A 20689-nucleotide genomic window follows, 5' to 3' on the forward strand; every position below is an offset into this window, starting at 1 on the left:
ATTTTACAATATTATATAATAAATTCTAGATATTAGCAATTAATCTATCTCTTTTATAAACATGTCATCCTTTTTAGTAAGAAGGTTTTTGTAATAATTCATACTCTCACTCTCTATAATTCTTTTATTATGCGCTAAATCAATTTTAAATTGATTTATTATATTAAGGGACGGCCCTGTAAAGGTATACACATAATCAGCCATATACAGTGTTTCCTCAATATCATGGGTTACAAATACTAAAGTTTGATTTTTCCTTTGCCAGTAGTTTATTATATAATCCATTAAATCTCTTTTTAAATCAAAATCTAACCCTTTAAATGGTTCATCCATTAAAATTATATCACCTTGATATGAAAAAGCTCTAGCAATAGCGACTCTTTGTTTCATACCTCCACTAAGCTGATCTGGATAATGATCTTTAAAGTCTAAAAGATTAACTAAATTTAAATATTTCTCTACCAAATTTTGTGCTTTTTCTTTGGTGTAGTCTGACTTTAAAACAAACATTATATTTTCTTTAACAGTAGACCAAGGTAGTAATCTATCTTCTTGAAAGATATAAGAAATCTTTCCTTTCTCACATCCTTCTACCTGACCAGAATCAGCATCTAATAAACCAGCTAATATATTTAATAGTGTTGTTTTACCACAACCGGAAGGCCCAAATAAACAGTGTATATTACCATATGAAAGCTCTAAATTAAGATTATCTATCACCTTTAGATCACTAAAACTTTTATTTAACCTACTAATTTTTACTGCCATAAAGCCCACATCCTATTTATTGTTTGATACTGATACTTTTTTAACTAACCATGTGAATAAACCTTCAAAGGAAATAGTTAGTAAAATCACTACTAGAGTCCAAGAAAACATATCAATTGAGTCTAAATAAACCTTAGCACTATATAGATGAGAGCCTATCCCTTCTCTCGGATTACTTAATACTTCAGCTGCCACACTTACTTTAAAACCTAAACCTAAGGCTGTAATTGTAGCAGCTGTAAAATATGGGGTTATCGATGGGATATATATTTTTTTGATAATATCCCATTTATTAACCCTATATACAGTAGCCATTTCAAGTAACTTTCTATCAACACTGTGAATTCCCTCTAAAATATTAGTCCAAAAAATCGGAAAACACATAAGAAAACATATAAATATAGGTACATTAGAAGAAGTAAACCAGATCAAAGCTATGATAATAAAAGAAATAACCGGTGTAGATCTTATAGCTGAAACTAGTGGTTGTAATAGATCATAAAAATACCGATTAGTACTAGCAAGTGCACCAAAAACTACACCACAACCAATAGATAACAATAACCCAAGCATAACTCTATAGATAGAATATATAACTGACACCCAAAAAGAAGAAGTAAATAACAACTTAAAGAACTGGCCTGTTACATCAATAGGTGATGGTAGATAGATATCCTGTTGGATAATTAGATATACTATCTGCCATACAACTAGCCAAAAACCAATTATTAAAGTTTTATATATTCCTTTTTTTGATGTCAATTTAGAAATTGGTTTATTATCTTTGGTAATAGAAGTTTTCATCTGGTAACTTGCCTCCGACTGAATCAGGTTCAAAGTCATATAACACTTGATAAAAATCCTGTAAGAAAGTTTTGGATTCTTGTCCATCTCTAAAAACTATATTTGAATATGGAATAGCTTCTTTTGCAACATTTTTATTAGGTAATATCTCGAACTTTTCCATAAGCTCTGCTGCTTCACTGTAATTTTCATTTACAAAATTTATGGACTCTTCATACTCATCTAAAAAGATATCCATAACCTCAGGATTTTCTTTAGCAAAATCTTTTTGTACGATAAGACTTCCCATAGCCAACTCACTATCATCAGCTACATTATCCCATTCTTCAGTAATATCTAAAGCAATTTGTAAGTCATCATTTCTCATTTGTGCTGTAGTCACATGGGGTTGTGGAAGTAAAGCAAGATCTACATCTCCACCTGCTGTAGCAGCTGCAAGATCTGAATGTTGTAGTTGAAAATCTAATTCAACATCTTCATATGGTGTTAGCCCATGTTCTTCTAACAGATATCTAAGAGCAAAATCAGGGGTAGCACCTTGTCCACTTACATTTATTACCTCACCCTCTAAATCTTCTATAGAAGTAATACTATCTCCACTTTCTAATACATATAAAACACCTAGGGTATTAACTGCTGCTAACTGTATATCACCTTCAGTTCTATTATATAATACTGAAGCTAAATTTGTAGGTACTGCAGCGATATCTACCTCACCATTAATTATTCTACCTACTAAATCATCAGGACTTCCCATTATACTAAAGTCATAATTAAGTTCTGAGTCACCTAGTTCATTTTGTTCTATAAGCTGAACCGCTCCCATACCAGTAGGACCACCTAACACAGCCATATCAACTGTTACATCATCTGTGTCTACTGAATCAGTGTCATCACCACAACCTATAACTGAAAATAATAAAACTAGTACTAACATAAAGAGTCCAAATATCCTGATCCCTTTCATAACACTGCCATCTCCTTTCGGATTTAAATTTCACATTTCTTGAACTTGTTTTCACAATCCTACAAATCCATGTTATTCTTTTTTTGTGTTATCTGTCAACTATTTACGACAAATTTCGAAACATTGCTAATTTAAAGAGTAACAAAAGTAAAAAAGAAGAGAAGCAGTTTTATTAGCTTCCCTTCTTTTTTGCTATTTCACTTTAAACTTTTGTATCAGGGTATTAAGATTTTCAGCCATTTCCGCTTGATTTTGAGCTACTTCTGCTACTTCTTGGACTGAGTTAGTCACTTCAGTAATATTATTTGAAATATCAGAAACACCCGCTGAACCTTGTTGTGATTGTGATGCTAGTTGTTCTAGAGCTTTATTAATTTGATCTATGGATTCACTAATTTCTGCATTGCTTTCTACAAAGTCTTCTGTTAGGTTTTTTATCATTTCAGCATCACTTAAATATTTGTCTCCCGTTTCAACTATTTTTTCATAATCATCTTTTACTCTTTCGTCTATAAACTCAAGTACACCATTTGATGTTTCAGAAATATTACTGAAAGCATTTTGAACTTTTTGGATTGTATCCTGTATTTTATCTACAGTTTGATTAGATTGTTCAGCTAGTTTTCTTATTTCATTTGCAACAACAGAAAAACCTTGACCATGCTCACCTGCTCGAGCAGCTTCAATTGAAGCATTTAACGCAAGTAAATTAGTTTGTGCTGCTATATCAGAAATGTCTTCAGTCATCTCAACAATCTCTTCTACAACCTTACCTTCCTCTATAGCTTGTTTAATTTCTTCTTGTTTTTCACTGTAAATTGATTCTGCCTCTTCTTTAGATTGAACAGAGTTTGTTTTCATTTCATTAGCCCGCTGTCGAATTTCCTTTGCAGATTCATTGCCCTCTTTCGCTTTTTCATTAAGCTTTTTTATGGCATCTTGAATCTGCTCACCAGAAGCACTAACTTCTTCAACAGAAGATGTTGATTCTTCAAGTCCTGAAGCAACTTGTTCTGTATTAGCACTAATACTTTGATTTTTAGATGATATTTCTTCTACATTTGCTGAAAGTTCTTCACTACCTGAATGTAGGTCTTCAGCGTTTTTAGATACTTCTTTCATCATTTCTCGTAAGTTTTCACCCATTTCATCAAAAGCTTTAGCCAGTTTTCCTGTTTCATCTTTTTTGTTGAGTAATTTTTGAGGTATACTCTCGCTTAAATCCCCTGTTGCCATTGTTTGGGCAAAATTCGTTGCTGTTGTTATTGGTTTGGATATAACTTGTCCAATATATAATCCAACTACTAAACCAATTAATACTATAATAATAGAAGCTATTATTATTCCAGTTTGCATGGCATTTAAACCACCAAGCACATCCTCTTCTATTGCACCAATCCCTACGGTCCAACCAGTTAAATACATAGGTTCAACACCTATATATCTAGTTATACCTTCATGTTCATAGTCTATAACTCCACTTCTACCCATACCTAACTCTTGAAAGGCATTACTTACACCATCTAATTCACCATATGATTCATCAAAGATGCTAATTTGATCTAATACAAAGTCTCTATCTGGATGAGAAAAGATTGTCCCATCTTCTCCTAGTACAAATGCATATCCTTCATCACCATACCCTAAATCATCAGTTATAGCATTTAGAGCATCACCATCTCTTCTAGCAACTATAGCACCAACTATTTCTTCACCATCATATATCGGGACTGAATATAATAGTTCAGGTTCATTAGATACCCTACTTATCATAACATCTGATATGTGCGATTCACCATTAAGTACCCTCTGTGCATACTCTCTATCTCCTATATATTCTTCTGCTCCACTTTCCGCAAATCTTATCGTACCATCAGTATCTAATATTCCAATATCTAAAAAATTCATTCTCTTTACATCATCTTGTAGTGCTTCTTGTTGTAATTCCCAGTCCATTGATTCAACATCTTCACGTCGAGTTATTTCTTCTAAAACTTCTAACCTACTTTCAATTGTTGCTTCAACTCTTTCAGCACTTCCTTGAGCAATATATTGAAGTGATTCTTCAGCATCGCTTACCACTGTATTAGTACTAATATAAAGACTAAAACCCCCTAAAGCAATGCAAGATACCAATAAAAGTACAGAAATTGCTAAGCCTATCTTCTTACCGATTGTTATAGTCATGTTTGACCTCCTTATCTAATGTTTGTTTTTCAATTCATATAAGGTACTCTTTAAGTTATATTTATAAATATCCCCTCCAAATGATTTATATATGTGTGAATTAATTCACACATATTAAGTTTTGTTTTCTAAAACAAAATAATAGCTTGAACACGTGTCGTTATCTCTAATTTAAAAAATAGATTTTGTTATAGTATTTGCCATATTTAACCCGACTATCTTTATAACATATAAAGACTCATGACTTTGCGTTCCTATCGCACGATAGGTTTGCACTTTTTAAGAATTTATCAAATGAAAAAAAACTAAGCACATATAATTTCTGGTTATATACATAAATTCCTCTAGTGCTAGAGTCACAATTTGTCAATTTATAGAAAGTTTTTTACTATTTTGTTGTAATATTCTATCTATATTTTGCTATCAAATCATGGAGTATCATTAAATACTATTCTTCACTTGTGCCGTCAAAATAAAGTTAGAGAACTTAGATGTTGGGTCACTTAATGGCTCATCATTGGCTAGAGGGAAAATTTCTGTAGGTCAATTACTAGCTTTAAGGGTCACCTGCGATCTACAAAGGTCAAGCCACCTTCATGGCAGGTTCCTTATGGGGTTATGTGGGGTCGGGAGATTTCATATAGCTCTGTAAAAAGGGAGCTGTCATGGTCCAGGGTAAGGTTAGTGTGGGTTCCGGAAGGGCTCTTTTTTTGTTTAATGAGAAACTCACGTTTCATTAAGTTTCATTCTTCAAAAAAAATGACCTCTGTTTATTACAGAGATCATCTTCTAAATAGTCTAACTATCCATTCTACTCTATTAAATATTGCTAATCTTTTCTTAAGTTACTAACCGGATTTATAAAAGAACATGGTACTCCACTCATACACTTACCACAGGCATCTTTTTTGTTCTTTTCTAAAATCTGATTATAACACTTTTCTGCATCACAAAAATAAGAGTCATCTTTATAATAAAAAGAATCATTAGGACATTTTATAACACATTTCTTACATGTTCCATTGTATTTATATAAACAGTTTTCAACTTGCTTGTTTTCCTTATTGCTAGGTTCTATAGCTAAATTTGTAACAATACTACCAAATCTTCCACAACAACCTTTATCAGTTATCAACATATTGTTTAAACCAAAAGTCCCAAGACCAGCTATATGAGCTACATGGCGAATTGACCAATCACTAGTTAAGTTTTCTTTTTCAAATTTCGGACTAGATGGAGGAAAAGAAGTTCCCTCGCCACCAAGCTCTTGAATCTTTTTAATTAAGCTGTCATTTAGATCATTAATTAAATTATTAGTATCATTAGTTAACTGATACCATAAATTAGAAGGTTCTATAGCTTCGGGTGTTCTGACATTACTCTTCACAATTTGTTTATCAAAAGGTATAAAATAAGTTATAACAGTTTTAGCATCTTCTAAAAAGTCTTTAGGCAGAAGATGATGAGGACCTACAATTTTTTTGAGATCTTGAAATTTCTCATCTTTTGCACTTGCAAAAGCTACTTCTGGCTCACCCCAGGGTGAGTTAGAACCATTAGAATTATCATTTATATACGGATAGTTTTTAACATCATATTTACTGTAATTAGCTACATATTCTTTTATATGACTAATAATGATGTCTTGTTCGTTCATTTTTTTCTTATTTTGCAATTAAAACACCTCCAGAGTCTAATATCAGAATGAATAACAGTTCACAAAGCTACCACTATTTTAGTATACCCTATTTTGATTGGTTTTCAAATGATCTTAAATATAACTTTTGGCTATTCTTCCTCTATAGCAGGTCTTGGAGGAGAGATATCCATTTTCTTCAACCTTATAGAATTAAGTATCACATTTATAGAACTAAAGGCCATAGCTGCGGCACCAATAATTGGGTGAAGTAGTCCGAAAAAAGCTAGTGGAATAGCAACTGCGTTATAAAACCATGCCCAAAAATAGTTTTCTTTAATCTTTCTAAAAGTAGATCTAGATAATTTTATACCAGATACTACAGCACTTAAATCCCCTCGTATCAAAGTAATATCAGCAGCTTCTATAGCTACATCTGTACCAGTTCCGATAGCTATTCCTACATCAGCTTGTTTTAAAGCTGGTGCGTCGTTAATACCATCACCTACCATAGCCACAAGTCCATGTTCTTTTTGTAACCTTTTAATTTCTTCTACCTTTTCATCAGGTAGTACATTAGATACAGTTCTACTAATACCAACTTCTTTTGCTATAGCATCAGCTGTTCGATCATTATCACCTGTAATCATACAAGTAGTATGACCCATCTTTTCTATTTCCTCTATAGCTTTTTTAGAATCTTCCTTTAATGTATCAGAAACAGCTATGATACCTAGTAATTCACCAGATACCGACACTAACATAGCTGTTTTAGCTTCTTTTTCTAGCTGAGTCATTTCATCTTCTAACATAGACACATCTATACCTTCATCTGTCATTAGCTTTCTACTTCCTACTAAAACCTCTTTATCATCAACAAGTCCTTGTACACCTTTACCAGTTACAGACGAAAACTTTTCAGCTTTAGCTAATTGAAATCCTTTTTCTTTAGCTTCTTCTTTTGCTTTAATAGTAATAGCTTCACCTAAAGGATGTTCACTAGAAGCCTCTAGACTACCACCAAAATAAATTATATCTTGTTCACTATAACCATCTACAGGAATTATATCAGTAACCTCTGGTTCACCTTTAGTGATAGTTCCAGTCTTGTCAAAAGCTATCATATCGATATCTTTCATCATTTGAATAGATTCACCATTTCTAATTAACACACCATGTTCTGCACCTAAACCACTACCTACCATTAAAGCTGTCGGTGTAGCAAGTCCTAGCGCACAAGGACATGAAATAACTAACACAGCTGTTGCAGCTAAAAATGCTAGTGTAAATTGTGGTGCATCAGGATTTACCCATGGTAAAAATTCAGATGCTTGTGTAATGATACCTACAAAAAAGTCTGGAAAAACAAGCCAACTAGAAAAAGCAGCTAAAGCAATTATAATAACTGCTGGTACGAAATAACCCGTAACACGATCAGCAAATTCTTGAATAGGTACTTTCGTACCTTGTGCTTCTTCAACCATCTTAATTACTTGAGATAAGAAGGTATCTTTACCTACCTTAGTAGCTTCAACTTGAAGTGTTCCTTGTTTATTTACAGTTGCTCCGATAACTTCATCACCAGCTGTTCTTTCAACAGGAAGTGACTCACCTGTAGCCATAGATTCATCTATAAAACTATGACCTTCTACTACTATTCCATCAGTAGGTATTTTCTCTCCAGGTTTTACTACCATTACATCACCTAGTTTTACATCATCTATTGGGATATCTACTTCCTCACCATTTCTAATTACCCTTGCTTCTTTAGCTCCCATTTCAAGTAACCTTTTAATAGCTTCAGAAGCTCTACCCTTTGCTTTTGCCTCTAAAAAACGTCCTACTAAATGTAGTGTTAGGATAGTAGCTGCCATTTCGATAAAAGTAGTAATCGGAAACCAAAAACCAAGAAAACTAAGTAAATATGGAATAAGTGAACCCATTGTAACTAATGTATCCATATTAGCAGTTAAGTTTCTTAAGTTATTAAGAGTTGCTTTATGAGTCTCTCTGCCAGCTATAAATATTACAGGAAACCCTAAAATAGCACTAATCGCAAAATAATAAGGAATCTCAAACAAAAACATATGAATCATCATTAAAACCATTAATGGTCCAGTAAAAGCTACTCCAAACCACATACGAAATGAAGCTTCTTTTGCTTTTTTTTCAGCTTGGCTTTCTTCAGATATCATACTTTCCTTAGCTAGTTCTTCTACTTCATACCCAAGTTCTAAAATAGAATCATTAATAGCTTTCACATTTGTTATTTTAGGATCATAAATAACATAAGCCTTTTCAGTAGTTAAATTAACATTGGCTTCTACTACCCCTGGTAATCTATTTAGCCCATCTCTAACTCTTTTTTGACAAGCTGCACAAGTCATACCACCAATAGATAAAGTAACCTCTTCTTTATCCTCTTTATCATCATCTTTTGATTCTAACTCACCTTTATATCCTACTTTTTCGATAGCTTTTAATAGATCTTTTTTAGAAACTACATCAGGGTCATATTTAATAGTTGCTTTTTCTGTTGCAAAATTTACATTAACTTCTTTTATCCCATCCATTTTTCTTAAATTATCTTCAACCCTTTTGACACAGGAAGCACAGCTCATCCCCTCAATCTTAATAGCTGTTTCTATCGAATCTTGTGTCATAAATAACCTCCTATATAAACACATTTTAGTATAGTTATTATTCCCTACTCATTATTAGCTAAATCAATTAAAGAATAAATACCACCAGATACTAAAGAATGTCCACCAAGTAGTAGTGGCATGCTTGACTCTTTTGCTCTTTCTGTAAATTCTCTAATAACTGGGTCTTTGATTTTTTCTGGTAAGAATAGATCTGAATAGAATCTATCCATTTCAGAGTCAATGCCTCTATTCATATGATAAAAAATTACCCGTGAATCTATAATCCCGACATCACCAATATTCTCAAAATAAGTAAATAACCCATCACTACCTAAATCTTCTAACATATAACCAAATAACGAACTAACTTTTCGTTCACTAATTCTTCCAAGAGCTTTCATCCCACGCTCTTCAGAATAAGCTCTTATTCTTACTCTTAAGTATTCATTAATATAAGAAATTATATTACCAGATACTCTACCTGTAATTATAAGTTCTTTATAATCTTGTTTTAAAACCTCACTTACACTCTTTATTCTCGAGTTTAGTCTATCAAAAAGATAATTATATTCATCCATCACTTTATCTAGTTTACCCGTTATTTGATGATATAACACCACATCTGTTGGTGTATCTATATCAAATAAAACACCTGTGGATTTTTCCATCAAATGTTGTTTTAAACCTGCTTCATACCGCAAATTATTTGATAATTGATTATCAGAGTCAGGTAGTCTAATCTCTTTAATCTTATCAGCTGGATTAAATAATACTATATCTCCTGACTGGGGATTATTAGTTATTAATATTTCATCCTCTTCTAATAGTTTTTTTACATAACCCCGTAACTCAGCTACATCTATTAATGGTAAACATGTCCCACCTGAAACTAAAAGATGAGTTAGATTATAACTATCTATAAGTTCTAATAGTATCTTACCTAAATGAAAGTCTTTATCTTTAGTATTAATTAACTCAATGGGTTTTTCTTTATAACAACCGTTATTTAATGAATGAACTAACATTTCATCATTAGTTACTAAAAATATTTTATCTATCTCATTTATTTTAACAAGCTTATTTAAATAACTCCAAAACAGCTCAGTGTTTACTTCTTTCATAATACCTTGATCTGTTAAGGATCCTTGGAAAATTACTGCTGAAACGCTCACAACTACACCTCCACTTTTTTATACTAGGATTTTATTTTGTAATAATAGAATAATAATAGTATTACACACTATTGGAGGGATAATATGAAAAAATGTCATATCACCGATATAGAAAATATCAAGATTGGACAAATAGAAGACAGAGAAGCTGTTACTGGTGTTACTGTCATCTATTCAGAAAATGGCATGACAGCAAGTGCTGACATTCGAGGTGGTGCACCTGGTACAAGAGAAACCGATCTACTTCGCCCTGAAAATTTAGTTGATAAAGTTCATGGTGTATTTTTAGCAGGTGGTAGTGCTTATGGTCTAGATGTAGCAACTGGTATTATGAACTATCTTGAAGAAATAGATATAGGGTTTGATACCGGTGTTTGTAAAGTACCCATAGTAACTGGTGCCATATTATTTGACCTAAACATAGGTAACCCCAAAATAAGACCTGATGCTAATATGGGTTATCAAGCTACTAAAAAAGCTAGTAATACACCTATAAAAGAGGGTAACTTTGGTTGTGGTATGGGTGCTACCCTTGGTAAATTTATGGGTGATAGCTATACCATGAAAAGTGGTATAGGCAGTTCTTCTTTTAAACTTGGTGATCTAATAGTAGGAAGTATAGTAGCAGTTAACCCCTTTGGTGAAGTTTTTGACCCAAATACAGGTACTACCATAGCTGGTGCTTATGATAGAAAAAGTCAAAAACTACAATCACTAGAAAAAGCTTTTAGTTCAATATATAGTGATCCTTTTTCTACAAACACCACTATTGGTACAATTATCACAAATGCAGATATCTCAAAAGCAAATGCTAAAAAAATATCAGAAATGGCCCATAGTGGTATCTCTAGAACTATTAGGCCTTCACATACCATGGTAGATGGTGATTCTTTATTTACCCTTGCTACAAATGAGGTAGAAGCTGATATCAACTTAATTGGTCATATGGCATCTAAATCAGTTGAAAATGCTATCTTACAAGGAGTAAAAACAGCTGAATCTATCTGTAATTATCCATCATATAAGGATATCTGGTAATCCTCAAAAAAAAGGGGGTTTAAGCCCCCCTTTTTTTACACTTCTGGTTCTATTTGACCATAATCACCATCTTTTCTTTTGTATACCACATTAACTTCTTCAGTCTCAGCATTTCTAAATACAAAGAAATCGTGACCGATAAGTTCCATTTGAAGTACTGCTTCTTCAGGAGACATTGGTTTAATAGCAAACCTTTTAGTTTTTACAATTTTCGGATCATCTGATTCTTCGACAGAACTTTCTGTCTCTTTTAATAAATGATCCCCACCAGTTTGGCGTAATTTACGATTTATTCTAGTTTTATGTTTTTTAACTTGGCGCTCAACCTTTTCAACTACTTCGTCAATTGATGCATACATGTCACCGGTACTTTCTTCACCTCGAAGTAAAATACCACCATTTAAAAATACTGTTGCTTCAACATTATGCGAGTCTTTAATTACACTCAAGGTGACCTGGGCTTCTACTGAATCATCAAAATGCCTATCAAGCTTAGTAAATTTCTTTTGAATATGCTCCTTTAATGCATTTGTTACATCAATATTCTTTCCACTGATCGTAAGTCTCATAATTATCACTCTCCTTCCAGGTCTTATTATATATATATTCCATACAAAAGTTAAAAATCCTTCTAACAAGCAAAAAAGACTATTTTCACATTTTATTTACTTAATTTTCCCTACCTATTAAACAAAATACATAAAAAAAACTCCCGAGTAACTCGGGAGCATATACGTTCGGCCATGCTATATATAAAACCTGTAGGTTTTATAACTTCACTACATTAGCCGCTTGTGGACCTCTTGGGCCTTCCACGATTTCAAATTCAACATTTTGGCCATCCTCTAGAGTTTTAAATCCTTCTTCTTGGATAGCACTGTAGTGTACGAATACATCGTCACCTTCACTTCTCTCAATAAATCCATAACCTCTGTCTGCATTAAACCACTTAACTGTACCTTGCATTAACCAAAAACCTCCTAAAAATTTGTTCTTATATATGAGTATACCCATATTTTAATCTAAATTATACCATTAACTGAAAGGCATGTCAATTATGTTGATTTATCTCATTTATAAACAACTTTACTAACTCTGGATCAAATTGAGTCCCAGCACAACGCATAAGTTCATCTAATGCTTCTTCTTTACTAACAGGCCCTTTATAGGGGCGACCCCTAGTCATCACTTCAAAAGCATCTACAATCGCTATTACCCTTGCAAGTAAAGGTATCTCTTTTCCTTTTATTCCACTAGGATAACCCTTACCATCATATCTTTCATGATGATATAAAACACCCTCTGATATAGTACTTAACTCTTGTGATGATTTAACCATTCTATACCCAGCTTCAGGGTGTTTTTTAATCTCTTCCCATTCTTCTTCAGTTAATGACCCTTTTTTTATGAGTATCTTTTCTGATACTGATATCTTACCAATATCATGTAAAGATGCGAGTAATAATAGCTCATCCATAACACTTTCAGAGAGATCTAGAGCTTGTCCAAATAATCTACAAATCTCTTTCATCCGATCAGTATGTTCTAAGGTTTCTGCACCTTTTTCTGGCATAATTCTTTTTAGAAATTCCATAGAAGCACCTTTAAACTGATGGCTCTCAAGTAGTTTTTGTCTATTCATTCTAGTATCAGCTTCACTTAATGATTCTCTAATAGATCTATTGTTACCTGTAACAGTAGCATAACCAAAAGCTAAGTTTAGTGGATACTCATCATTATACTTACCTTTTTTAAAAGCTTCTCTAAGTTGTTTCATAATATTTTGTGCATAGTATTCATCAATATCTTCTAAGATGATTAAAAACTCATCTCCACTCCATCTAGAAATAATTCCTTTTTTAGCTAATACATCATCCATAATTTCAACTGTTCTTTTAAGTACTCTATTTCCTTCTTCAATACCTAAAGTATCATTAACTAACTTAAGGTCATTTATATCACCTAATATAAAACTTATTGGATACTTATCTTCTTTTTCTAATCTATTTATTTCTTTTTCAGCATACCTTCTATTATATATACCAGTTAACGGATCTCTATTAGCTAAAAAATCAGCTCTCTCTTTAGCTGTAATATCCTTATAGATACCAATACCACCAACAACTTGATTATCAAGAGTTAGTGGCATAGCAGTAATAAAGACATCTAATAATTCTTTAAACTTAGTACATCTCTTACTATCTCTTTTAACTAATTGATTATTTTTTACCATACTAGTTAGACTATCAGCTTCATCAAAGTTTATATCATTAGATATCATCATATCTAAAGGTTGTCCAATTAATTCACCTTTTTCATATTTAAACATCTCTAAAAACTTGGGATTTGCATCAATAACAATATTATTTTCATCAACTAGTACAACACCATCTGGTAAAATATTAAATAGCTCTTTAACATATTTTTGTTGTAATCTTTCAAACTTGCTATATTCCAAATCCCGATAATCTTTAACGATAATAGACACTCCTAACAAATATCGGATTATGTCAATCTTGTCTAAATTGTACCATCTTTCTGAATATTTTACAATATTTTGACATAATTTATCATGCTTTAACAAAAAAAGAGCCCAGAGGGCTCTTTAGTTCATAAACTGATGATATAACCAATTACTTTCACTAAATACCTGTGACATAGCTTGTTCCATTCTAGAATACTGTCTCCAAAGATTGTCCTCTCTTCTTTCTAGCCTTCTTTCAAGGCTTTCTATTCTCCCTTCATTTCTATCTATTTGATTATCTAAATTTAGTTTTCTATTACCTATAGATGTTTTTCTTTTTACACCATCCCTTGCCCCTTCTTCATAGCTGATACCTTCTAGATAATCTATTACTCTACTAGCTATTTCATCTAATCCTTCATATACCCTACTAGAATCTTCAGTTAACTTGTCAGTAAATGTATCTTTATCAAAACTCATCTCTCCATACCTATCTATCTCTAAACCTATTTCACTCACTATAAATCCATCAACTGGATCAGTTATCATAGTTCTAATATTTCTAGTAACATTTCTTATAAGGCTATCTCCTTGTAATGATCCACTATCTACTTCATCATCAGTAACCGTCACCCTACTTTTATCCAAAAGACCACTATATACCTCATTAAATTTATCTACAAACCCTTCTAAAGTTTCAACAGCTTTACTTTCATCCATACTAATTGAAACTCTAGCTTCACCAATTTCAGCTTCACTTATATCTATAGTTACATCAGTAATAATATCATCAATACTGTTACTTTCATTTTCAAAATATAACCCATTTATAGTAAACTCAGCATTTTTACCCTCTTCTAGTTCATTTACAAAACCATCTTCGTTTTTTAAATTAAGTCCATCTAGTCCATAAACTGTTTCATCTCCACCTATTTCTATTTGATTATTAGAACCAGTATTTTTTGCTTGTAGTATTAACCTATCACCCATAATTTCAGCTTCAACAGCTACGTCCTCTTCTTCCTTATTTTCACTATTATTTATCTTATCTACAACATCTTGTAAAGTATCCTCTTCTTTAATTTCAAAAGTAAATGTCTCACCCGAAATCTTTATCTCAAGATCTCCTACGATACCTAACTCAAGTTCATCTCTATCATCTATACTAGAAAACTCTACTATTTCACCAGAAGCAATTCTATGTGCTCTCGAAACCTCCATCACTTCTAGATCATAGCTTCTTTCTAAAGCATTTTTACCTGCTTTTACTTCGATACCATCTTCAGATGCACTAGCATCCATAGATAAGTATGTATCTTCATCCTGTAAAGAAGATACATTTTCTATTAAAGACTGAATTGACTTATTTACCTCTCTCCATTCTTCCTTTGTATCTTCAATCTTATCAATATCATCCTCAATTCTTTTAATTGGCCTTTTTTCAATACTCATAAGTTCATCTATTAAACCTTGAGTATCAAACCCAGATACAATTCCGCCAAGCCTCATAATTATCATCTCCCTAGTTAATTGAAATAGTTAATCAAACTTTAATATTGAGGCCCGCCCAGAAATAATATTTGCTATGAATAGAGTGTTTTCATTAGGTAACTGGCGGTCTCTATTTTGTTGTAATAAAAAAACCTCCCTAAAATTATGGGAGGCCAGCTCTAATTCTTTTTATCAAAAAAGAATCCTTCACCTTTACTTCTATTTTTACCTGAAAGATATGCATCAACAGTCTGCTTATCCATCTTAGTCTTTTTGAGCTCCTCACCGATATTAGACTTTTTATTATTTAATTTACTTTCTAAAGCCTTATTTTTCTCTATAGCAGTTTCAATATTTTCTTGACTTTCCTTTTGAAGTGTTCTTATTTCTTTTAAATATGGTTCTTCTACATAATCTTGATACTCTTCTTTATAACCTATAATAATCTCTTTTAATCTATCAACCTCTTTCATGATTTCTTGTTTCTTTTCAAAAAGAGACATAAACTCATCAACTTTATCTTTTGCTACCAACTTTTCTTGACGTTCTGTTAAGTTTAAAAACTTTTTAGTCTGCTTTCTATGTTCCTTTAGATATTGTATCCACTCATTAAGCTTTTCCACTTATGCCACCTGCCTGTGTTTTAACACCTTTACTAGCCCCTGCTTTTTTAGAAGCTTCATCAAAAGTTTGTCTCATTTCTCTCATCATCTTCATCACATAATCAATCTTTTCAGTATCCTTTTTTATGTTAGCTTGAACAAGTTCATTTAACATAAAATCATATAACCTAAGTAAATTAGTAGCTACTTCACCTTGTTTAGTATCTAAAGAGTTCATAAGCTCAGTTACAATAGCTTGAGCTCTCTTTAGCTTATAATTAGCATCCTTCATTTCCTTTTTATTTATATGTTCCTTTGCTTGCTTTAAAAATTTGAGTCCCCCATCGAAAAGCATCAATAGAAGCTTTTCAGAGCTTGCAGTCTTAATTTGTGTTTCTTTGTAGTTGTTGTAAGGATTCTGTCCGTACAAGCTAAAAGCCCCCTTTCTACATCATCATATCTCCCATACCTTGCATCATACCTTGTGACTCTGCCTGAAGGTTCATTATACCTTCTTCCATTCGAGTAAACTCAGACCATAGCCTATCTTCTCTTTGGTCCATACGTCTTTCTCTACTTTCAATCCTATCTTCTATTCTATCAACTTCACCCATTTTAGAGATCAACCTATTTTCAATCACAGAATGATCTCTATTATGTGATTGCCCAGCTGTAGGTTCACTATCATATACAACACCATCTAGGTATTCATCTAGCCTAGTAGCTATACCATCATCACCAGAAAAAAGTTCTTCAACAGCTTCAGGATTATTTCTCATCTGTTCTTCTAACTTATCATAATCAATTGATATTTCAGATGCATCAGCACCAGTAAAACCACCATCTGCCATACTTGCTCCAACTTCTATACCAAACTGAGCTGGAACTAAAGAATCAACCTCTTCACCATCAATTGTAATATCTTTAGCACTTACATCTACAGGTTCTGTAACATTAGTTCTCATATTTCTCATAATATTATTAATAGTAGTATCACCCTGTAGAGCACCAGACTCAACAGACTCTTCATCTGAAGCTTCATCATCTATAACAGTTACATCTGTCTTTTCTTCTAAACCACCTATAATCTCATTATAACTTTCTTCAAAACTTTCTACATCTTCTCTTGCACTATTTAAATCTTTAGATACAGAAACATTAGTGTGAACTGAACCATCTTCTAAATCTTCACTAGTAAGATCAGAAATATCAACCTCTACACCTTCAGCTATTTCTATCTGATTACTAGACTCTTCTATAGTTACAAGTTCATTATTAATATGCACCTTAGCATCTTCTGCTTCTTGCCAAATCTTTTTATTTTCACCATTTTCATCGAATTCATCCTCTAGATTAAGCCAATCTAACACATCTCCACTACTCTCATCTGAAATTTCTATTTCATTCTCTTTACCCGGTTCTTCGGCTTCTAACTGTAAGTAGCTTCCGGCAATCACACTAGCATTTACAGGTATATCATCTTTATCAACTTCTTCTAAGTTTCCATCTTCATCTTCTTTTTCTACTTTTTCTATTAACCCATTATTAATATCCTCTACAACATCATTAAGTGAATCCTCTTCAGATACCTCTACAGTATATCTATGTTCACCTACTTCTAAAACTAAGTTACCATCTCTTCCTTCTTCAGGCTCTTCAATTGCTTCAGTTGAACCTAACCGATGTCTTTTAGCAACCTGATCTATTTCTACATCATAATTTCCTTCTTGTGCATTATTATCTGCTGAAACACTTACTATATCATCACTACTACTAGCTTCCATCCCTTGAAAGGTACTCCTATTTGATAAGCTAGATAGATCATCACTTAGACCAGATAACATTTTATTTACATCTCGCCACTCATCTTTTTTACCTTCAACCTCACCGATATCTGCTTGTTTTCTTTGTATAGGTTGTCTTTCAACTTCCATGAGTTGTTGTATCAACCCTTGTGTGTCAAATCCTGTAGCTATACCTCCTAATCGCAACCTTACACCTCCTCAAACTCAAGATTCTTCATCTACTATTAATCCTGCAACCTCTTGTATTCCTGCTATAATATCTAGCATCTTCTCTGGTGGTATTTCTCTTATAACTTCATCATTTTGTCTATCTATTACTTCTACCCATACCTCTTCTGTTTTTTCATGTATATTAAAATCAAACCCCTTATCTACAAACTTATCTAGTTCCTTAAAATCCTCCAAAGCTTTCTCAACCTCATCCCGGTTCAGCTCTTCTCTACGCTTATCTGGAGCCAATTCATCTTCTGCCATCTTATTTTCAACCATCTTGCCCCCAGATCTACTCCGGTCAAGGTTATCCAGGCCTTGAACCCTAGTAATAGATTCCGCTTCAATTTTCACCTGAACTCACCTCCCAATAGGAAAAAAGCCGACCGACTTAGTCGGCCGGCCTCATTTTCTAACTTATTGTAATAGCTGAAGTACTGACTGTGGCTGCATGTTAGCCTGTGCCATCATAGCTGTACCAGCTTCTTCAAGCACCTGCTGAGTTGAGAAGTCCATCATTTCTTCTGCCATATCAACATCTCTAATTCTAGATTCAGCAGCTTCTAAGTTCTCTGAAGCTACACTTAAGTTATTAATAGTGTGCTCTAATCTGTTCTGTAAAGCACCAAGCTCTGAACGCTGTTCAGAAACTGTGTCTAGTGCTTCGTCAATATCTGAAATAGCTGAGTCTGCAGAATCTTGAGTTGATACATCGATTCCTCCATCTCCCCGAATTTCTATTACTTCATCTGCTTCCAATTCAGTATTCATATCAAAAATAGGATCTGCATCTTCAATGGCGGCATCTAGATCACCTGCCGTACCATTGTCCAGATCTGAGTCAACCTCCCAATCTATGTCTTCTACATTGAAAAACCCTTCTGGGGCGTCAGAAAATGGAGTAGTACCATCTATGTCATCATTGTTGAAACTTACAGCAACTAAGTCTCCATCCTCATTTATTAAGCCTTGTTCAATAGTATCAAACGCACTATCTTCATCTACATCAGGAAAATCAAAGTGATCTCCAAAGTCTTCTTCAATTACTGTATACTCTCCGGAGTCTAAACCATTTTCCATATCAACTCTTGCTGTTCCTTCAAAATCAACATTTTCAAAGTCAGAATCTGCATCCATCGATACCGTGCCTGATGTTACAGGATCGTCAAATTCAATACCAGCGTCATCACTAGTTCCTACTATTTCTGCCTGAGAAATATTATCTACATCAGTAGCTTCCTCTAAAAATTCATATTCACTACCATTTTGACTTACAGCTACAATATCACCATCTTCATTTTCCAAACCATAATTAGCTGTTACTTCACCATCAGCAGTAGTAACATTATCAATTTCAACTACATTAAGTTCTTGTTCGCCTTCTTCCAAGCCAAGTGCCTCTTCATCAATATCCCTTATATCTTCTTCAATGCTAGTAGTGAAACTTGCACCACCATCTCCAGCTACTCCTAGTGCATCTGCACTCATATCACCAATTTCTAGGTCAATATTTTGACCTTCGTTAGCACCTATGTGGAAAGTACCTTCAAAGCTTCCATCTACTAGTTCTTGGGTGTTAAATTCAGTAGTTTCTGAAATTCTTCCAAGTTCTTCAGCTAACTGATCCATTTCATCCTGAATCGCACCACGATCATCATCAATGTTAGTGTCGTTAGCTGACTGAACAGCTAGTTCTCTCATTCTTTGTAAGATGTTGTGAGACTCTTCTAGTGCACCTTCTGCAGTTTGGATCATGCTGATACTGTCCTGAGCATTACTTACTGCTTGATTAAGTCCGCTAACCTGTCCACGCATTTTCTCTGAAATGGATAGACCTGCAGCATCATCAGCAGCTCTGTTGATTCTTTGTCCACTTGAAAGTCTTTCTAAGTTCTTTTGCATGTTGTTGTTAGTTTGTGATAAGTTACGGTGAGCGTTCAACGCTTCAACGTTTGTGTTAATTCTCATTAAAATCATCCTCCTTGAAATTTTAGTTTTGGGCTTCCCTGCCCGAATAGTCCTTCTCTCGGTGGCCACCTCGAGAAATTATATGATTAACCCCTTAAAGGGATAATCTCAAATTTTAGCTTCTACTATAATAATCGGATAATATCGATAATATATGAAGTGCTTGAGATGTTGTTACAAGCAATTATGTTGTAATAAATACTAAATACTCTTATTTACTCTTTTATAGAACCTGATTTCAAAATTATTCTTTGTTATTTTTAAAAGCTTCAGTAAGCTTACCTAACATATTACCTGACACCTTAGATGCTTCTAAGTTCTCTTTTTGTATCTTTTGATAAACCTCAGACCTATAGATCTCTACATCCTTAGGTGCTTTAATACCTACCTTAACCCGGTCACCCTCTATAGCTACTACAGTAAGCTCTATGTCATCACCTAACATGATGGATTCATTAGCTTTTCTAGTTAGTACTAGCATTAGACTGCACCTCGCGTTTTGGTTTCACTAAAGAGAGGGTGTTTAGTACCATAAGGTGAAGGATGTAAAACTATCTGTTTACCTAACCTTCTATCTGGGTTTATGATAAGAGGTCCTTTTAAGTTAGCAGTAGCTTTATTAATATCATCTGGTACTGTAACTAAAGTTAACACTACTGCACTAGAACTATCTTCTAGATCTATAGAAGCTAGTTCATTTTTATGTATATCTATTTGATAATCATTAAAAAACTGATTTGGATCAATTAACACAAAGAATAGTGCTTCATTTTCAACTGATTGAAGGTACCAAAAAGGAGTACCCTCTTCTCCTTCTAAAAGAAGATAACGCTTATGGTCTGAAAAACCAATTAAACCGTTTGGAAAAGTAATTACTTTCTGATCATCTATTTCAATCTCCCCTAAGGGACTGTTAATTTTCATAAGTAACA

Annotated in this window: 19 protein-coding genes and 1 riboswitch; of the genes, 1 reads left to right on the forward strand and 18 read right to left on the reverse strand. The window is 33.3% G+C overall.

Annotation, left to right across the window (positions count from 1 at the left end):
- Window positions 1–39 precede the first annotated feature (39 nt).
- From CDO51_RS00045 to CDO51_RS00075, 7 genes are all read right to left on the reverse strand, one after another.
- On the reverse strand, window positions 40–768 hold the full coding sequence (locus CDO51_RS00045) for an ABC transporter ATP-binding protein (protein ID WP_089022259.1): 729 nt from the start codon (window positions 766–768) through the stop codon (window positions 40–42).
- A gap of 12 nt (window positions 769–780) precedes the next feature.
- Window positions 781–1572 (reverse strand): ABC transporter permease, encoded by a 792-nt coding sequence (locus tag CDO51_RS00050; RefSeq protein WP_089022260.1) that lies wholly within the window; start codon window positions 1570–1572, stop codon window positions 781–783.
- Entirely contained in the window at window positions 1547–2539 is a 993-nt protein-coding gene (locus CDO51_RS00055; protein WP_089022261.1) for an ABC transporter substrate-binding protein, read from the reverse strand. Before CDO51_RS00055 ends, CDO51_RS00050 begins: the two co-directional genes overlap by 26 nt.
- A 192-nt stretch (window positions 2540–2731) precedes the next feature.
- On the reverse strand, window positions 2732–4726 hold the full coding sequence (locus tag CDO51_RS00060; RefSeq protein WP_089022262.1) for a methyl-accepting chemotaxis protein: 1995 nt from the start codon (window positions 4724–4726) through the stop codon (window positions 2732–2734).
- A gap of 202 nt (window positions 4727–4928) precedes the next feature.
- Window positions 4929–5011: riboswitch (cyclic di-GMP riboswitch) on the reverse strand.
- Between the two features lie 544 nt (window positions 5012–5555).
- Window positions 5556–6401, reverse strand: a complete 846-nt coding sequence (locus tag CDO51_RS00065) for an epoxyqueuosine reductase (RefSeq protein ID WP_205842027.1) — start codon at window positions 6399–6401, stop codon at window positions 5556–5558.
- Window positions 6402–6514: 113 nt separating this feature from the next.
- Window positions 6515–9025, reverse strand: coding sequence for a heavy metal translocating P-type ATPase (locus CDO51_RS00070; RefSeq protein ID WP_089022263.1), 2511 nt, complete (start codon window positions 9023–9025; stop codon window positions 6515–6517).
- A gap of 44 nt (window positions 9026–9069) precedes the next feature.
- Window positions 9070–10179: a hypothetical protein gene (locus CDO51_RS00075; RefSeq protein ID WP_089022264.1), complete on the reverse strand. Its 1110-nt coding sequence runs from the start codon at window positions 10177–10179 to the stop codon at window positions 9070–9072.
- Window positions 10180–10263: 84 nt separating this feature from the next.
- On the opposite strand from CDO51_RS00075, the gene CDO51_RS00080 reads away from it, so the two are divergent.
- Window positions 10264–11217, forward strand: a complete 954-nt coding sequence (locus tag CDO51_RS00080; protein WP_089022265.1) for a P1 family peptidase — start codon at window positions 10264–10266, stop codon at window positions 11215–11217.
- Between the two features lie 35 nt (window positions 11218–11252).
- On the opposite strand, the gene hpf is transcribed toward CDO51_RS00080, so the two are convergent.
- From hpf to fliW, 11 genes are all read right to left on the reverse strand, one after another.
- Entirely contained in the window at window positions 11253–11786 is a 534-nt protein-coding gene (gene hpf, locus CDO51_RS00085; protein ID WP_089022266.1) for a ribosome hibernation-promoting factor, HPF/YfiA family, read from the reverse strand.
- Between the two features lie 199 nt (window positions 11787–11985).
- Window positions 11986–12183: a cold shock domain-containing protein gene (locus CDO51_RS00090; RefSeq protein WP_089022267.1), complete on the reverse strand. Its 198-nt coding sequence runs from the start codon at window positions 12181–12183 to the stop codon at window positions 11986–11988.
- An 85-nt stretch (window positions 12184–12268) separates the two neighbouring features.
- On the reverse strand, window positions 12269–13675 hold the full coding sequence (locus tag CDO51_RS00095) for an HD domain-containing phosphohydrolase (RefSeq protein WP_158212237.1): 1407 nt from the start codon (window positions 13673–13675) through the stop codon (window positions 12269–12271).
- Between the two features lie 147 nt (window positions 13676–13822).
- Window positions 13823–15190 (reverse strand): flagellar filament capping protein FliD, encoded by a 1368-nt coding sequence (fliD, locus tag CDO51_RS00100; protein ID WP_158212238.1) that lies wholly within the window; start codon window positions 15188–15190, stop codon window positions 13823–13825.
- 161 nt (window positions 15191–15351) lie between these two features.
- Entirely contained in the window at window positions 15352–15795 is a 444-nt protein-coding gene (locus CDO51_RS00105; RefSeq protein WP_089022270.1) for a hypothetical protein, read from the reverse strand.
- Window positions 15782–16204 (reverse strand): flagellar export chaperone FliS, encoded by a 423-nt coding sequence (gene fliS, locus CDO51_RS00110; protein ID WP_089022271.1) that lies wholly within the window; start codon window positions 16202–16204, stop codon window positions 15782–15784. Before fliS ends, CDO51_RS00105 begins: the two co-directional genes overlap by 14 nt.
- A 16-nt stretch (window positions 16205–16220) precedes the next feature.
- Complete coding sequence (gene fliD, locus CDO51_RS00115) at window positions 16221–17765, reverse strand: flagellar filament capping protein FliD (protein WP_089022272.1); 1545 nt, start codon at window positions 17763–17765, stop codon at window positions 16221–16223.
- An 18-nt stretch (window positions 17766–17783) separates the two neighbouring features.
- Complete coding sequence (locus CDO51_RS00120) at window positions 17784–18143, reverse strand: flagellar protein FlaG (RefSeq protein ID WP_205842028.1); 360 nt, start codon at window positions 18141–18143, stop codon at window positions 17784–17786.
- Between the two features lie 63 nt (window positions 18144–18206).
- A complete protein-coding gene (locus tag CDO51_RS14860) occupies window positions 18207–19757 on the reverse strand; it encodes a flagellin N-terminal helical domain-containing protein (protein WP_089022273.1) in 1551 nt (516 codons plus the stop codon).
- A gap of 244 nt (window positions 19758–20001) precedes the next feature.
- Entirely contained in the window at window positions 20002–20238 is a 237-nt protein-coding gene (csrA, locus tag CDO51_RS00130) for a carbon storage regulator CsrA (RefSeq protein WP_089022274.1), read from the reverse strand.
- On the reverse strand, window positions 20238–20681 hold the full coding sequence (gene fliW / locus CDO51_RS00135; RefSeq protein ID WP_089022275.1) for a flagellar assembly protein FliW: 444 nt from the start codon (window positions 20679–20681) through the stop codon (window positions 20238–20240). The genes csrA and fliW overlap by 1 nt, the downstream gene beginning before the upstream one ends.
- Between the last annotated feature and the right edge of the window lie 8 nt (window positions 20682–20689).

Origin of the sequence: Natranaerobius trueperi (assembly GCF_002216005.1) — a bacterium.
Lineage (GTDB): Bacteria > Bacillota > Natranaerobiia > Natranaerobiales > Natranaerobiaceae > Natranaerobius_A > Natranaerobius_A trueperi.

Coding starts and splice junctions, on each gene's coding strand:
- CDO51_RS00045 (WP_089022259.1), bottom strand. CDS start 768: ATGGCAGTAAAAATTAGTAGGTTAAATAAAAGTTTTAGTGATCTAAAG.
- CDO51_RS00055 (WP_089022261.1), bottom strand. CDS start 2,539: ATGAAAGGGATCAGGATATTTGGACTCTTTATGTTAGTACTAGTTTTA.
- CDO51_RS00050 (WP_089022260.1), bottom strand. CDS start 1,572: ATGAAAACTTCTATTACCAAAGATAATAAACCAATTTCTAAATTGACA.
- CDO51_RS14860 (WP_089022273.1), bottom strand. CDS start 19,757: ATGAGAATTAACACAAACGTTGAAGCGTTGAACGCTCACCGTAACTTA.
- CDO51_RS00070 (WP_089022263.1), bottom strand. CDS start 9,025: ATGACACAAGATTCGATAGAAACAGCTATTAAGATTGAGGGGATGAGC.
- CDO51_RS00060 (WP_089022262.1), bottom strand. CDS start 4,726: ATGACTATAACAATCGGTAAGAAGATAGGCTTAGCAATTTCTGTACTT.
- CDO51_RS00080 (WP_089022265.1), top strand. CDS start 10,264: ATGAAAAAATGTCATATCACCGATATAGAAAATATCAAGATTGGACAA.
- csrA (WP_089022274.1), bottom strand. CDS start 20,238: ATGCTAGTACTAACTAGAAAAGCTAATGAATCCATCATGTTAGGTGAT.
- CDO51_RS00090 (WP_089022267.1), bottom strand. CDS start 12,183: ATGCAAGGTACAGTTAAGTGGTTTAATGCAGACAGAGGTTATGGATTT.
- fliW (WP_089022275.1), bottom strand. CDS start 20,681: ATGAAAATTAACAGTCCCTTAGGGGAGATTGAAATAGATGATCAGAAA.
- fliD (WP_158212238.1), bottom strand. CDS start 15,190: ATGAGGCTTGGCGGAATTGTATCTGGGTTTGATACTCAAGGTTTAATA.
- hpf (WP_089022266.1), bottom strand. CDS start 11,786: ATGAGACTTACGATCAGTGGAAAGAATATTGATGTAACAAATGCATTA.